This window comes from Rhizobium rhizogenes NBRC 13257, assembly GCF_000696095.1.
Taxonomy (GTDB): domain Bacteria; phylum Pseudomonadota; class Alphaproteobacteria; order Rhizobiales; family Rhizobiaceae; genus Rhizobium; species Rhizobium rhizogenes.
The window spans coordinates 337,757-352,641 of sequence record NZ_BAYX01000001.1 but is presented as its reverse complement, the minus strand read 5'-3'; the positions used below and the strand labels follow the sequence as shown (position 1 = coordinate 352,641).

General features: G+C 59.4%; 13 protein-coding genes. 9 read left to right on the top strand and 4 right to left on the bottom strand.

The genetic code is table 11. The annotated features are described in order from the left end of the window. Window positions 1–326 precede the first annotated feature (326 nt). The gene (locus RRH01S_RS01650; RefSeq protein WP_042470010.1) at window positions 327–2,813 is read left to right on the top strand and encodes an ATP-dependent helicase; all 2,487 of its coding nucleotides are present in this window, start codon (window positions 327–329) and stop codon (window positions 2,811–2,813) included. Here RRH01S_RS01650 and RRH01S_RS01645 read toward each other — a convergent pair whose 3' ends face one another. Next, window positions 2,814–3,890, bottom strand: a complete 1,077-nt coding sequence (locus tag RRH01S_RS01645) for a type I restriction endonuclease (protein WP_042469727.1) — start codon at window positions 3,888–3,890, stop codon at window positions 2,814–2,816. It lies immediately after the preceding gene. Between the two features lie 455 nt (window positions 3,891–4,345). Here RRH01S_RS01645 and RRH01S_RS01640 point away from each other — a divergent pair, with 455 nt between their 5' ends. From RRH01S_RS01640 to RRH01S_RS01625, 4 genes are all read left to right on the top strand, one after another. Continuing rightward, window positions 4,346–4,627: a GIY-YIG nuclease family protein gene (locus RRH01S_RS01640; protein ID WP_042469725.1), complete on the top strand. Its 282-nt coding sequence runs from the start codon at window positions 4,346–4,348 to the stop codon at window positions 4,625–4,627. A 229-nt stretch (window positions 4,628–4,856) separates the two neighbouring features. After that, entirely contained in the window at window positions 4,857–6,140 is a 1,284-nt protein-coding gene (gene fucP / locus RRH01S_RS01635; protein ID WP_042469723.1) for an L-fucose:H+ symporter permease, read from the top strand. Window positions 6,141–6,252: 112 nt separating this feature from the next. Continuing rightward, window positions 6,253–6,876 carry a bifunctional nicotinamidase/pyrazinamidase gene (pncA, locus tag RRH01S_RS01630; protein ID WP_042470008.1) on the top strand — a complete coding sequence of 208 codons (624 nt, stop codon included), beginning with the start codon at window positions 6,253–6,255 and terminating at the stop codon, window positions 6,874–6,876. Between the two features lie 79 nt (window positions 6,877–6,955). Then, window positions 6,956–8,041 carry a glycosyltransferase family 4 protein gene (locus RRH01S_RS01625; RefSeq protein ID WP_042469721.1) on the top strand — a complete coding sequence of 362 codons (1,086 nt, stop codon included), beginning with the start codon at window positions 6,956–6,958 and terminating at the stop codon, window positions 8,039–8,041. Between the two features lies 1 nt (window position 8,042). Here the strand turns inward: RRH01S_RS01625 and RRH01S_RS01620 are convergent, their stop codons facing one another. Continuing rightward, complete coding sequence (locus RRH01S_RS01620; protein WP_042469719.1) at window positions 8,043–9,440, bottom strand: hypothetical protein; 1,398 nt, start codon at window positions 9,438–9,440, stop codon at window positions 8,043–8,045. A 341-nt stretch (window positions 9,441–9,781) separates the two neighbouring features. Here RRH01S_RS01620 and panC point away from each other — a divergent pair, with 341 nt between their 5' ends. Next, complete coding sequence (gene panC / locus RRH01S_RS01615; protein WP_042469717.1) at window positions 9,782–10,657, top strand: pantoate--beta-alanine ligase; 876 nt, start codon at window positions 9,782–9,784, stop codon at window positions 10,655–10,657. Between the two features lies 1 nt (window position 10,658). Continuing rightward, complete coding sequence (gene panB, locus RRH01S_RS01610; protein ID WP_042469716.1) at window positions 10,659–11,480, top strand: 3-methyl-2-oxobutanoate hydroxymethyltransferase; 822 nt, start codon at window positions 10,659–10,661, stop codon at window positions 11,478–11,480. Between the two features lie 6 nt (window positions 11,481–11,486). Here panB and RRH01S_RS01605 read toward each other — a convergent pair whose 3' ends face one another. Further along, complete coding sequence (locus RRH01S_RS01605; RefSeq protein ID WP_007697121.1) at window positions 11,487–11,738, bottom strand: DUF2164 domain-containing protein; 252 nt, start codon at window positions 11,736–11,738, stop codon at window positions 11,487–11,489. Window positions 11,739–11,973: 235 nt separating this feature from the next. On the opposite strand from RRH01S_RS01605, the gene RRH01S_RS01600 reads away from it, so the two are divergent. Together RRH01S_RS01600 and RRH01S_RS01595 are read left to right on the top strand one after the other, a co-directional pair. Further along, window positions 11,974–12,696 carry an AzlC family ABC transporter permease gene (locus RRH01S_RS01600; RefSeq protein WP_007697124.1) on the top strand — a complete coding sequence of 241 codons (723 nt, stop codon included), beginning with the start codon at window positions 11,974–11,976 and terminating at the stop codon, window positions 12,694–12,696. Window positions 12,697–12,698: 2 nt separating this feature from the next. After that, a complete protein-coding gene (locus tag RRH01S_RS01595; protein ID WP_042469714.1) occupies window positions 12,699–13,010 on the top strand; it encodes an AzlD family protein in 312 nt (103 codons plus the stop codon). A gap of 35 nt (window positions 13,011–13,045) precedes the next feature. Here RRH01S_RS01595 and RRH01S_RS01590 read toward each other — a convergent pair whose 3' ends face one another. After that, the gene (locus tag RRH01S_RS01590; protein ID WP_012651806.1) at window positions 13,046–14,881 is read right to left on the bottom strand and encodes an aminopeptidase P family protein; all 1,836 of its coding nucleotides are present in this window, start codon (window positions 14,879–14,881) and stop codon (window positions 13,046–13,048) included. Window positions 14,882–14,885 lie beyond the last annotated feature (4 nt).

Below are 14,885 nucleotides of genomic sequence, written 5' to 3'. Positions count from 1 at the left end.
AATCGCGTCGTCAATTTTATATGGCCTCATCACACCAGCGCACTTACTGAGGCCAATCCCTAGGGCAAATCGCGATATAACGCAGGATTGTGCCCGATTTGCTGCAATATCGTTTTTTTGAGCATATGCGGCAAGCTTTGCCACGCATTATGACAAAGTTGTAATCTTGGCGGGGACAACGAGGCATTTCATTTGCATCCCCACATCCCCGTTCAGGGGTAGGATAGCCTCTTGATAACCTCCATACACCTGTGAATGTGCACTTTTTGTTCTATTTTCGGGCCGTTTCTTTTGCCTTTCAGGGCAGAATCATTACATTGAGCCGCATGACCATCGGACATGACGACATTCCCTTCTTCGACGAAGAGCCGGAACACCTGGTTCCGCGCCGGCCCGCCCCAGCGCCCGGCCCTGCCAGTGTAGGCGGCGGTATTGCGGCCCGCGCCATGGCGGCGCGCGATGGCGGCCGGCGGCCCGACTATCTCACCGGCCTCAATCCGGAACAGACGGAAGCGGTCGAGACGTTGGACGGACCGGTTCTCGTGCTCGCCGGCGCCGGCACCGGCAAGACGCGGGTGCTGACGACCCGTATCGCCCATATCCTCTCCACCAACCGCGCCTTCCCCAGCCAGATCCTCGCCGTCACCTTTACCAACAAGGCCGCCCGCGAAATGAAGGAACGCGTCGCGCTGCTCGTTGGCGGCGCGGTCGAGGGCATGCCCTGGCTCGGCACGTTCCACTCGATCGGCGTCAAGCTGCTGCGCCGTCATTCCGAGCTGGTCGGCCTCTCCTCCAGCTTCACCATTCTCGACACCGACGATGTCATCCGGCTGATCAAGCAGCTGATCCAGGCCGAGGGCCTGGACGACAAGCGCTGGCCGGCCAAGCAATTCGCCGGCATGATCGACACTTGGAAGAACAAAGGCCTCAGCCCCGCCGATATTCCCGAGGGCGACGCCCGCGCCTTCGCCAATGGCAAGGGCCGCGAGCTCTATTTCGCCTACCAAGCCCGCCTGAAGACGCTCAACGCTTGCGACTTCGGCGATCTTTTGCTGCATCCGATCAACATGTTCCGGCAGAATCCGGATGTCCTGAAAGACTATCACCAGCGCTTCCGCTACATTCTCGTTGACGAGTATCAGGACACCAACACGGCGCAATATATGTGGCTGCGCTTGCTGGCACAGCGGCCGAAGGGTGAGTTGCAGAATGTCTGCTGCGTCGGCGACGACGACCAGTCGATCTATGGCTGGCGCGGCGCGGAAGTGGACAATATCCTGCGCTTCGAAAAGGATTTTCCCGGCGCCAAGGTCATCAAGCTGGAGCGCAACTATCGCTCCACCGAGCACATTCTCGGCGCTGCGGCCCATCTGATCACCCATAATGAAGGCCGCCTCGGCAAGACGCTGTTCACCGATCGCACCGATCCCGACGACATCAAAGTGCAGGTGCACGCTTCCTGGGATTCCGAGGAGGAAGCCCGCGCCATCGGCGAGGAGATCGAGCAGCTTCAGCGCGGCAATTCCAGCGGCGTTAAGCACAGACTGAACGACATGGCGATACTGGTACGCGCCTCTTTCCAGATGCGCGAATTCGAAGACCGTTTCGTCACGCTCGGCCTGAACTATCGCGTCGTCGGCGGCCCGCGCTTCTACGAGCGCCTCGAAATTCGCGACGCCATGGCCTATTTTCGCCTGGTCTGCCAGCCGGCCGACGATCTCGCCTTCGAGCGCATCGTCAACACGCCGAAGCGCGGCCTCGGCGACACCACTGTCCGTGCGCTGCACGACTATGCCCGCGTCCGCAACATTCCGATGCTGGCGGCATCGGCCGATATCATCGAGACCGACGAGATGAAGCCGAAGCCGCGCAAGGCTTTGTTCGACGTCGTGCAATCCTTCCGCCGCTGGCAGGGCCTGCTCGAAAATACGCCGCATACCGAACTCGCAGAGCAGATTCTCGAAGAGTCCGGCTACACCGACATGTGGAAGAACGACAAATCGGCGGAAGCGCCCGGACGGCTGGAAAACCTGAAGGAACTCATCCGCTCGATGGACAGCTTCGAATCCATGCGTGGTTTCCTCGAACACGTCTCCCTCGTCATGGACGTCGAACAGAACGAAAATCTCGATGCCGTCTCGATTATGACGCTGCACTCCGCCAAGGGCCTGGAATTCGAAACCGTCTTCCTGCCCGGCTGGGAGGAAGGTCTGTTTCCGCACCAGCGCTCACTCGACGAGAGCGGCCGCGCCGGGCTGGAGGAAGAACGCCGCCTCGCCTATGTCGGCCTCACTCGCGCCAAGCGCCGCTGCCACATCTGGTTCGTCTCCAACCGCCGCATCCACGGGTTATGGCAATCGACCATCCCATCGAGATTCCTCGATGAACTGCCGGTCACCCATGTCGAAGTCGCGGAAGTGGAGCAATCCTACGGCGGTTACGGCCGCGGCGGCTATGGCCAGTCGCGCTTCGACAAGACCGAGCCCTTCGCCAACTCCTATTCCACCCCCGGCTGGAAACGCGCCCAGGCCAACAAAACCGACGCCACCCGCGACAACTGGGGCTCCCGCTCCGGCCACGCGGTGGAACGCATCGGCTACGGCGAAAGCGGCCCCAAAACCCGCACCATCGACGGCGAACTCATCGCCAAATCCACCTCCTCCGAACCCTCAAAATTCTTCGTCGGCGACCGCGTGTTCCACATCAAGTTCGGCAACGGCAATGTCTCGGACGTCGAGGGGAACAAGCTGACGATCGAATTCGACCGGGCGGGGCAGAAGCGGGTGTTGGATGGGTTTGTGGAGCGGGTGTGATCAGGAACCGTTGACAACGTAAGACTGTATCACACCCTGAATTTGCGCTTTGGCCTTAAAGATGTCTGCGGTCTGCGTGATATCAAACCGAGACCCCGCCTTTTCGGCGTCGAAGATCGTTAGGAACTTGGTCTTGGAATTAAAATGGAGCCTGACGATCGGCTTGCGGTTATTGTCATCGAAATTGATGCCGCAATATGATTTCTGATCACGCATAACAATTCGCGATACATCCGCTAGTTCGGCGGCGATAGCTCTTACGATATTAAAGCCATCGATCTCTTCTTGAGTCGTCTCGATGCCGTCCCCGTCATCGTTGATCTGAGTGACCGAATCTACATCCTTTATCGTCGGAATGTTCACGTTCTCATTGAACGCCGCACTCAACCGTTTTTGAATCTTCTGACGAACTAGATCTTCAAACGCACGCTTGATGATCGGCTTGAACTCGGCAACGACAGCCGCGGTGAGCTTCCCATCGTATATTTCCTTAGAGATAAGGCGAACAAACTCATCATCGGGATCGTTGAATTGCGCTTCGATACAACTGATCGTCGCCTTCATTCGCTTGAGAGTGCTGGCGGAACTTTTGATATCTTCAATCGAAAATTTCTCTTTGTGAAATTTCTCAAGCTCTTTCAGATCGTTGTCATCATAATCAAAAAGATCAAATTTAAAGAACGGGTTGCTATCGAGCTTGTTAGGCGCATCTAGGTCGGTAAAAAACCAGATTTGTATGCCATTCGTAAGAATCGCGATTGAACAATCCGTCGTCGAAAAATATCGATATAGCTGGCTATATTGAGCTTGCGAAAGATTTGCACTGACAGCTTTGGCTTCGAGAATAAACTCGATCCTGTCATTGATCTTCACCGCATAGTCAACCTTTTCACCTTTCTTCAAACCAACATCAGCAACGAATTCTGGCACGATCTGCATTGGATCAAACACGTCAAAACCAAGCGTTCGCAGAAACGGCATAACAAGAGCGTTTTTGGTCGCCTCTTCCGTGAGGGCGATATTTTGCGCAGAAATTGCGCGCTTCGACAGTTCAGCAACCTGTTCCTTAAATGACATGACAGCCCCTCGATTTGATCCCCAGCCAAACAATATTATATTCGCGAGCGGATGCAATTGATGCGAGTGTATATTTTTAATTGAGTTTATTTTTTTGAACTCGCCTATTTCGCAAGAGCGAGACTTTTGATTGCTAGAAACCTCTGCACTCCCCACGTGCCTCCGCATCCTCCACATGCTCCGCCATCCTCGGGCTTGGCCCGAGGATCCAGGCATAAGCATTTCTGCACGACCTTTAACTTCGCTTTTGGCAACAGGAAAAGAGCGCTAGCTGCAGTGTCGGAACCAAAGCCTCTGGCGGCGGTACCGTTTTACAAACTGCCAGGCTTGAGCGTGGATCCTCGGGCCAAGCCCGAGGATGACGGAGTGTGTGTTAAGCCAAGGTGGCAAACGTAAGTACTGTGAGCCACTTTCTGCACTCTTGACGGCTGTCATTCGCACAGCATCATACACGCATGGGTGGATATACTTACATCATCACCAATCAGAAACGGGGCACGCTCTACATCGGCGTCACCTCCGATCTGGAGCGCCGAATTTACGAGCATCGAGAAGGCCTAACACCCGGTTTTGCCTGGAAATACGGTTGCACACGGTTGGTATGGTATGAAGATCACGCTGATATCGTATCAGCCATCCAACGCGAGAAATCGTTGAAACGCTGGTATCGCCAGTGGAAAATCGAACTTATCGAGAACGCCAATCCGGATTGGCGCGACCTATATTATGAGTTGTAGTGAGAGCAACACCAGCCTCCCGCCTCAAACATTGCTGCATTGCAAAATCCACATCGCTAGCAAGCTACCAATCAGGGGCTAATCGATTATATCGATTAAGCGGCTTCGAATGATCGCGCCTCCCGCGATCTCTCGGCAAGCCGTTGCCAGCCTGCCGTTCGGCGCATTCCGGGTTCCCCATCCCGATCGACAATCGAAAGCTGGCAAAACAAAAATCGAGGATAAAAAAATGGCTGGCATAGCAACAAGCTCTGCGCCCGCCGGCGGTCGCGTCTCCGCGCACCAGGGCCAGGGTAATTATCAATTCGCGCTTATCGCACTCACCTCACTCTTTTTCATGTGGGGTTTCATTACCTGCTTGAACGACATTCTGGTGCCGCACCTGAAGAGTGTCTTTCAGCTCAACTACACCCAGTCGATGCTGATCCAGCTCTGCTTCTTCGGCGCCTATTTTATCGTGTCGCTGCCGGCAGGCGCGCTGGTGAAGCGCATCAGCTATAAATGGGGCATCGTCGTCGGCCTCGTCATCGCCGCGATCGGCTGCGCCCTGTTCATCCCGGCCGCCAGCTACCGCATCTACGCCCTCTTCCTGGGCGCCCTCTTCGTGCTCGCCGCTGGCGTCACCATCCTGCAGGTCGCGGCCAATCCTTACGTCACCGTGCTCGGCCCGCCGGATACCGCCGCCAGCCGCCTGAACCTCACCCAGGCTTTCAATTCGCTCGGCACCACCATCGCCCCGATCTTCGGCGCCATGCTGATCCTCTCGGCCGCAACGGTCGCTGCCACCAACGCCACGCCGGAACAGCTCGATGCCATCAGGCTTGCTGAAGCCGGCGCGGTGAAGCTCCCCTACCTAATGCTCGGCGCAGCCTTCCTGCTGCTCGCCGCCATTTTTGCGGCACTGAAACTGCCCGACGTCGAAGATGAGGAAACGATCGAACCCATGCGCGGCGGCGGCTCCGCCTGGCAGTATCGCCACCTCGTCCTCGGCGCGGTCGGCATCTTCCTCTATGTCGGCGCTGAAGTCAGCATCGGCAGCTTCCTCGTCAACTTCCTGAGCCAGCCGGATATCGCCCATTTCTCCGAGGCCGAAGCCGCGCATTACGTCTCTTACTTCTGGGGTGGCGCCATGATCGGCCGGTTCATCGGCTCGCTGGTCATGCGCCATGTCGACGATGGCAAGGCGTTGGCCTTCAATGCGATTATCGTCGCCATCCTGCTTCTGGTGACCGTGCTCACGACCGGCCATGTCGCCATGTGGTCGGTGCTGGCGATCGGCCTGTTCAACTCGATCATGTTCCCGACGATCTTCAGCCTGGCGCTGCATGGCCTCGGCAAATATACGAGCCAGGGCTCCGGCATTCTTTGCCTCGCCATCGTCGGCGGCGCCGTCCTGCCAATGATCCAGGGTGGGCTTGCCGACACCATCGGCATCCACCTCGCCTTCCTGATGCCGATCATCTGCTACGTCTATATCGCCTTCTACGGCCTGAAGGGTCACAAGCCCTCGTAAGCTTTCGAAAACCATTGCGCCGCGCCTGATGATCAGGCGCGGCGCAAAAGGCTTGATCCGCGGCGCAACGCTTGGCATCGTGCAGCGCAACAGAAACGGAAGGACAAGCCTCATGAAAGCATTGCTGCTGATCGACATCCAGAACGGTTTCTGCCCCGGTGGCAATCTGCCGGTTCCCGAAGGCGATCAGGTGGTGCCTGTTGCCAACAAGCTCATCGACAGCGGCAAATACGACATGGTCCTCGCCTCCCAGGACTGGCACCCCGCCGGCCATGGCAGCTTCGCCTCCGCCCATCCCGGCAAGAAACCCTTCGAAATGGGCATGCTCTCCGGCAAGCCGCAGATGATGTGGCCGGACCATTGCGTGCAAAATACCGAGGACGCCCGGCTTCACCCCGCCCTCCATGTCGACGGCATCGATTTCATCCAGCAGAAGGGTCAAAAGCCGGATGTCGACAGCTACTCGGCCTTCCGCGATAATGATCAGGCGGCCCTCACCGGCCTTGCCGCGCAGCTGCGCGCAGAGGGCGTGACCGAGCTTGATCTCTGTGGGCTAGCGACGGACTATTGCGTGAAATTCTCGGCGCTCGACGCCGTCGAGATGCTGCCGGGCGTTATCGTTCGCTTCATCGAGGATGCCAGCCGCGGCATCGATCCAGCCGGCGTTCAAGCGGCGATCAACGAGATGCGGACGCGCGGCGTCGCCATTATCAGCAGCAAAGTCGCTCTTGCTTAAAATCTCTTATCCCAGGCTAAAGCTTCTCTAAAGAAAATGGCGCAAGCTATTCCCGATATTAGAAAATCGGGATACTCGTGTGCAGTCGATCACCATCAACGGGCGTTTTCTCGGCCAGCCTCTGTCAGGCGTGCAGCGCTTTGCGCGAGAGCTGACGCTGGCACTCGACCGCAAGATCGCCGCCGGTGCTGTGCCTGGCGTACTGAAGGGCGCAAACTGGCGGCTGGCGGTGCCGCGCAACACGCCGGTCGATATCGAACTCTCGGCCATATCGATCGACGCTTTCGGTTCAGGCCCTGGTCATCTCTGGGAGCAGACGGCGCTGCTTGCCCGCTCCCGAGGCGACCTTCTGATCGGCTTCGGCGGCAGCGGTCCGCTGCTGCATCGCCATCAGGCTGTGATCATCCATGACGTGACGATCTTCCGACATCCGCAGTCGTTCAAGCGCAGCTATCGGCTGCTGCATGGCGCGCTCGGCTCAGTGCTGACCCGCACGGCGAAGATCGGCACTGTCTCGGACTTCTCCCGCAAGGAGCTGGCCTCTGTCTTCCGCGTCCCCACAGACGGCATCGATGTCGTCTATAACGCCGTCGATCATTTCGCCGCCATCGAGCCGGACGAAACCATCATCCAGCGTCTGGGCCTCAAGAGGAACGGCTTCTTCCTGCTGGTCGGCACGATGAAACCGAACAAGAACCTCGATTTCGCCATCCGTGCCTTCGAGGCACTTGGCGATCCCGATCAAAAGCTGGTGGTCGTCGGCGGCACCGCGCCGAGCGTATTCAAATCGGAAGGCCCTCAATCCAATGACCACATGCTTTTCCCCGGCCGGCTGAGCGATGCGGAAATCGCGGCACTCGAGCGCCATGCCACCGCCTTCGTCTTTCCGAGCCTCTATGAGGGTTTCGGCATTCCGCCGCTGGAAGCCATGACGCAGGGCTGCCCTGTGCTTGCGGCCGATATCCCCGCCGTGCGCGAAGCCTCGGGCATCGCCGCGCTCTATTTCGATCCAACGAAGCAGGATGAGCTGGTCACAGCCATGCGTCGGATAGCCGACGATGAGGCGTTGCGCGCAGATCTCCGCCAAAAAGGCCATGAAAATGTCGCCCGCTTCTCCTGGGATAGCAGCGCCGAAAAGGTGCTGAGAATACTCGAAAGTCTCTGAGCTACGATGCCAGCCGTGGGCGGAACATCGTGACGAAATAGCTGTAGAGGCCGAGCAGGCAGAAGACACCGCCACCGATAATCCCCGCTCCAACCGAGATCCATAGCGAATAGTCGAAGCCAACAGTCGCAAGAACCGGCACGGCAAGTCCGACGGCGGAAAGCACGACCGGCTGCCAGACGAAATCGAAGGGCAATGCCATCAGCACCTTCCCCCCAATCACCATCGCGATCAGCGCGCCGACCATGCCGCCCGCCATCAGCGCGCCGTCGCTGAAGGAATGAAGATAGCCGCCCGCCAAAGCCCCGGCATTGAGCAGCACGCAATCCACCACCGCCAGCAGAAAGATCGCCAATAGCCGATGGCGCAGATGCGCCGGCGTCGGCAGCATATTCAGTGTCAAGGCCCGGCAGACGGCAAGGCCGGTGACAAACGGCGCAGCACTGAGAAAGCCCTCGCGCAGACCGGGTGCGATGACGAAATGACCGACCGGCTGTAGCAGCGCGAAAATCCCCGCCGCCGTCATCAGCGTGAAACCCGATAGCAGTGAATAATAGCCGCCAAGCTGCCGCCGGAACGCCGGTGTGGCGCCCTCGCGATCATAGGTCGCCACCACATCGGGATATTGGATCGCCTGCAGAGCCGCGACAATGAGCACGAAAGGCCGCTGCAGCAGATCAAGCGCCAGCAGCGCGCCCGCAGCACCACCTGCCCCCAAGACCGCCGTCAGGATCGATTTCAGACCAAGCGGCGCCAGAAGCCCGATGACCGAGGCTCCAGCCGCCACACTGCCATAAACGAAATGTTTTCTGACCAGCGGCGGCTGAAAACCCGCCGCCTCGCGGAGGCTGTTGCGGGTAAGAAACATCGCCAGGATGCTATAGGCGACATAACCACCGAGCAGGCCCGCCACCGTAGAAGTGAAATTCGGCGCGATCGCCGCACCCGCCAGCGTGCCAATGGCCAGAATGGTGGCGCGGGAGCCCTGCAGGCGTGAAAAGGCGTGAAATTCCTGGCGAAAGCGCAGCATGGTCAGATGCAGGTCACTGCCACCCTGAAGGATGACCACAAGGCAGCCGAGCACCGCAATCTGGGGCGATACGGCAAAGAAGATCGAAACACCGGCAACCAGAATGCAGATCACGGCGCAGGCGGCAAACTCGATGCTCAATGCCGTACGCTCCGCCGCCTCGCTGCCAAGCGCCTGGCCGGGATAGAAGCGGCTGCAGGCAAAGCGGATCCACTCGAAACAGAAGATCGCCGCGAACTGGCTGATAGAGATGAACAACGAATAGGCGGCATAATCCGCCGGCGCCAACAGATGCGCCACCGCGATCAGCAACCCGAAGGCAATCGCTGCCTGATAAAAATATGCCGCCAATGCCACGATCTTCGCCATGGCGGCAGCTAACAGCAAAAGATTGAGAAAAACGCTAAGTTATATGAAAAGCTTTGATGGATCCGGGCCGCCCCAATCCTTCGAGGCGCTGCCCTTTGGGCTGCGCACCTCAGCATGAGGTGGAGTGAACGCGGCGCTGCTCGCAAGCGCTGATTTGGCATTAGATTGCCCGGAGGGTTAGCCCTCATGGTGAGGAAGACAGCAAGGCCGTCTCGAACCACGAGAGCGGATGACCGCCTCTCCTTGAATTGCCTTTTTGCACTGCACACGTTAGAAGAGCCGCCAAAATCAAAAGACGGGAGACGGACAAGCGTCGGGCGGCGCGTCCGTGGAGGAGCATCATGGAAACGATCAGCACGATAGCCGCATTGCGCGAACGGCTTGCCGCGCATCGCAGAGCCGGCAAAAGCATCGGCCTGGTGCCGACCATGGGCTATCTGCATGCCGGTCACATGGAACTGGTTTCCCGCGCCAGAGCTGAAAACGACATCGTCGTCGTCTCCATCTTCGTCAATCCGCTGCAATTCGGCACCAACGAAGATCTGGCGAAATATCCGCGCGATCTCGAGCGGGACAGCGCCATACTGCGGGACGGCAAGGTCGATTTCATCTTCGCGCCCGGCGTCGCCGACATGTATCCCCGGCCAATGGAAACGGTTGTCGACGTGCCGAAGCTCGGCACGGAGCTGGAAGGCGCTGTTCGCCCCGGCCACTTCGCCGGCGTCGCCACTGTTGTCACCAAGCTTTTCAATATCGTCCAGCCCGACAGCGCCTATTTCGGCGAGAAAGATTATCAGCAGGTGGCGATCATCCGCCGCATGGTGGAGGATCTGGCCCAACCGGTCCGCGTCGTGCCGGTGCCGACGGTCCGTGATGCCGATGGCCTGGCGCTATCCTCACGCAACGTCTACCTCTCGACGGAACAGCGTGCCGCCGCCGTCATCGTGCCGAAGGCGCTGGCCGAAGCCGAACGACTCTATAACGAGGGCGCCGACGATCCCATCGCATTCGAAGCGGCACTGCGCGACTTCATCGCCAGCGAACCATTTGCGACGTCCGAAGTCACCGCCGTCCGCCATCCCGACACGCTGGAGCCGCTGACAAACCTGCAGGGCCAGCCCATCCTCGTCGCCCTCTTCGTACGCATCGGCGCAACCCGCCTGCTCGACAACCGCATCATCGGCCGCAAGCAGGCCGCCAGCGAAAAGGCGGCCTGACATGAGCGCTACCGGACTGACTAGACGCAACACCACCTCCCAGATCGAGGCGATGAAGGGCACCCGCCCGATCGTCAGCCTGACGGCCTATACGACGTCAATCGCCCGGCTGCTCGACCCGCATTGCGACCTGCTTCTGGTGGGTGATTCCCTTGGCATGGTGCTCTACGGGATGGAATCGACTGTGGGCGTGACGCTGGACATGATGATTGCGCATGGCCAAGGCGTCATGCGCGGCGTCCAAAAGGCCTGCGTCATCGTCGACATGCCCTTCGGCTCCTATCAGGAATCGAAAGAGCAAGCCTTCCGCAATGCGGTTCGGATCCTGAAAGAAACCGGCAGCGACGGCGTCAAGCTGGAGGGCGGCGAGGAAATGGCTGAGACCGTCGCATTCCTGACCGCTCGCGGCGTGCCGGTCTTCGGCCATGTCGGGCTGATGCCGCAACAGGTGAAAACGGCAGGCGGCTATCGCGCGCTCGGCCGCTCGGAAGAAGAAGCCGATAAGATCCGTCGGGATGCGAAAGCCATCGAGCAAGCCGGCGCCTTCGCGCTCCTCGTCGAGGGCACCGTCGAAGCCCTTGCTCGCGAGATCACCGCTTCGGTCGGTATCCCAACCATCGGGATCGGCGCCTCACCCGCCTGCGACGGCCAGATCCTCGTCTCCGACGACATGCTCGGCCTCTTCAGCGATTTCAAACCTCGCTTCGTGAAGCACTTCGCTCAGCTGGCGCCGACGGTTTCAAAGGCGGTGGAAGCCTATGCGGAAGAGGTGAAGGCGCGGACGTTTCCGGGGCCGGAGCATACGTTCCAACCGAAGAAATAAAGCCGATCAGCGCTTCTCCGCCTCCCTCTCCAGCAGATAGATCGCCTCGCCAAAATCCTCCATCTTGGTCATCAGCGCCGCATGGGCGTCGCGCAGGCCCTGATTGTAAAAATGCGGGCCGATTTCGGTGGTGAAGAAATCGAGCAGGAATTCAGCCGGCAGCGTGCCGATCGTCTGATCAAGTTCGTCGGCGAAATATTTCTGAAGGCGGACCACGATCGCGGCCTTTTCTTCCTTCGGGAAGGTGATTTTCTTCATCGATGACACCCAGGTGTTTCGTGGACATATCCCATCGGCTGTTCAACGGAATCGATTGTCCTATCAAGGAAATTGAATTGCCGATGCTCCCTCCCCAGCTTACAGCTCCTCCGTGCGCCGCGCATCCCACCGGACGCGCAAAGCCAGTTGTATTTTTGCTCCGCACATAGCCCGTTAAATCCACGCGGATTTAGCGGGCTATGTGTTGGGCTTTCAATGAAGGACAAAGCGGACCATGAGTCGCGCGGATTTTTTTGAGGGCCTGAAGGGCGGCACTCCGGTCGCCATCGCGGCGGCACCATTCGGTGCCTTGTTCGGCGCCCTGGCGCATGACCAGGGCATGTCGCTCGGCGAACTCACCCTGATGAGCGGCACGGTCTATGCCGGCGCCAGCCAGATGGTCGGCATCGATCTCTTCGGCCACAACGTACAAGCCTGGTTGATCGTGCTGTCGATCCTGGCGGTCAATTTCCGCCATGTTCTCTACTCGGCCGCGATTGCCCGCTACATCCGGCATTTCTCGCCGGTCCAGAAATTCTTCACCTTCTTCCTGCTGGTCGATCCGCAATTTGCCGAAACGGTCAAGCGCCATGAAAGCGGGAAGCCCGTCACCTTCGCATGGTATCTGGGTTTCGCCGCCGTCATCTATGTCGTCTGGGTGGTGCTGAGCCTTATCGGCGGCCTGCTCGGCAGCATGATCGGCGACCCCAAAGCGATCGGTCTCGATATCCTGCTGCCGATCTATTTCCTCGGCATCGTCATCGGCTTCCGCAAGCGCGACAATTTCCTGCCCGTGGTGATCGCCAGCGCTGGTGTTTCGGCCATTGCCTATCGCTATGTCGGCTCGCCCTGGCATGTCAGCATCGGCGCGCTCGCGGGTGTCGCCCTCGCCGCCATGCTGCCGCCGATCAAGGCGAACCGCAAGCCCGACCTCGTCAATGAACATCACGAGGTCTGACCATGTTCGATTTCGACTTGCATATGGTCCTGCTGATCCTCACGGCCGCCCTCGTCACCTTCCTGACGCGCATCGGCGGCTATATCCTGATCGTCAAGATGACCCGCATTCCGCCACGCGTCGAAGCCGCGCTGAATGCGGTACCCGCCGCTGTCCTTACAACCCTCGTCGCCCCGGCCTTCTTCAACGGCGGCTGGGACACGAAGGTGGCCATGTTCGCCGCGCTATTGGTCGGCCTGCGCTTCTCATCCACATTCATGCTGATCGCGGGATGGGTCGTCGTGATGACATGGCGGCATTTTGCCGGAATCTAACACCTTCTCCCCACCGAGGGAGAAGGTAAGTTGCTTCAATGGTTTAACTCCAGCGTCGCATTCTCCAGCCAGGCCCGGATATCCGGATCGTGGATCAGCGGCATCAGCGCTTCACGAGTCCTGGCGTGATAGTCGTTCAGCCAATGCAGTTCGTCATGGGTCAGCAGCTCGGCAAGGATCACGCTGCGGTCGATCGGGCAAAAGGTCAGCGTCTCGAAGCCGAGCATCGGGATATCCCCGCCGTCGATCTCCTCTGGATCGCGAATATAGATCAGGTTTTCGATGCGGATGCCGAAGTGGCCCGGGCGATAATAGCCGGGCTCGTTCGATAGGATCATGCCGGGAAGCAGCTCCTGCGTCGATAGCCGCGAGATGCGCTGCGGGCCCTCATGCACAGAGAGATACGAGCCGACGCCGTGACCGGTGCCATGGGCGAAGTCGACACCGGATTTCCAGAGCGCGATGCGCGCCAGTGGATCAAGATCGCAGCCGCGCGTCCCCTTGGGAAAGCGCGCCGTGCTGATGGCAATCATACCCTTCAGCACTAGTGTGAACAGCCGCTTCTGCTCCTCGGGGACCGCGCCGATACCGACCGTGCGGGTGATATCCGTGGTGCCGTTGATATATTGCGCGCCGGAATCGATCAGGAACAGCTCTCCGGCCTGGATCAGACGATCGGTCTCCGTCGTCACGCGATAATGCATGATCGCCGCATGCTCGCCGGCGCCGGAGATGGTGTCGAAGGAAATATCCTTCAGCGGGTTCTGCATGCTCTGGCCGACGCGGGCGCGGCTTGCCTCCAGCCGTTCGGCAGCGGTGATTTCGCTCACCGTGCCCGGCTTGCTAGTCTCCAGCCAATAGAGGAACTCGACCATGGCGGCGCCATCCTGCAGATGGGCGGCAGCCGAGCCATTGATTTCCGCGGCATTCTTGCGGGCGCGCGGCAGCTTGGCCGGATCCGTGCCCTCCACCACCTCGCCACCCTCGCGACGAATGATGTCGGTCAGCGCATAGGACGCCAGATCGGGATCGACCAGGATGCGCCCGCCATTCGCGGAGGCAGCAGCCAGTCGCTTGACGAGTTCGGAAGGAGGAAGCTGCTTGCAGATCTGCGTGAGGTAAGCCTCCGCCTCGATCTTGGTCTTGCGCTTGTCGAGGAAAATTTCCGCCTCCCCCTCGGCATAGATGATGGCGCGCGCCAGCGGATGCGGCGTATGCGGCACGTCGTTGCCGCGAATATTGAATATCCAGGCGACAGAGGACGGATCGGTGATCAGCGCCGCCTTGAGACTCTTCGCCTTCAGATCGGCCACAATGGTCGCCAGCTTGTCCTTCGCCAAGATGCCGGCCTGCCCGATATCCTGAATGATGACGCCGCCAAGCGGCTCGGCCGGGCGGTCGGCCCAGAGCTTGTCCAGCGGGTTATGCGGCAGAAAGACCAGCTTGCCGCCGATTTCCGCCAGCGCCTTTTCCAGCCGCCGGACCTCTGCGCCGGTATGCAGCCACGGATCGATGCCGAGACGGAAGCCTTTCTTCGCATGACGCGGCAGCCAGACATGCGGCGGCTCGTCGACCAGATCGCCGCCGGTGAACACGGATCGGTCCACCTGCTCGGCCAACTGCGTCACATAGCGACCGTCGACGAAAACAACAGCTTGTGACTGTGTCACGAGCGCAACACCAGCCGATCCGGTGAATCCCGTCAGCCAGGCCAGGCGCTCCGAACATTTGGGCACATATTCACCCTGATATTCGTCCGCACGGGGCACAAGGAAGCCGTCAATGCCGAGATTGCTGAAGGCGGCACGCAGGCCGGTGACGCGCTCGCGACCGAATTGTGGGGTGGATGTGACGTCGAAAGACTGGAACATGGCT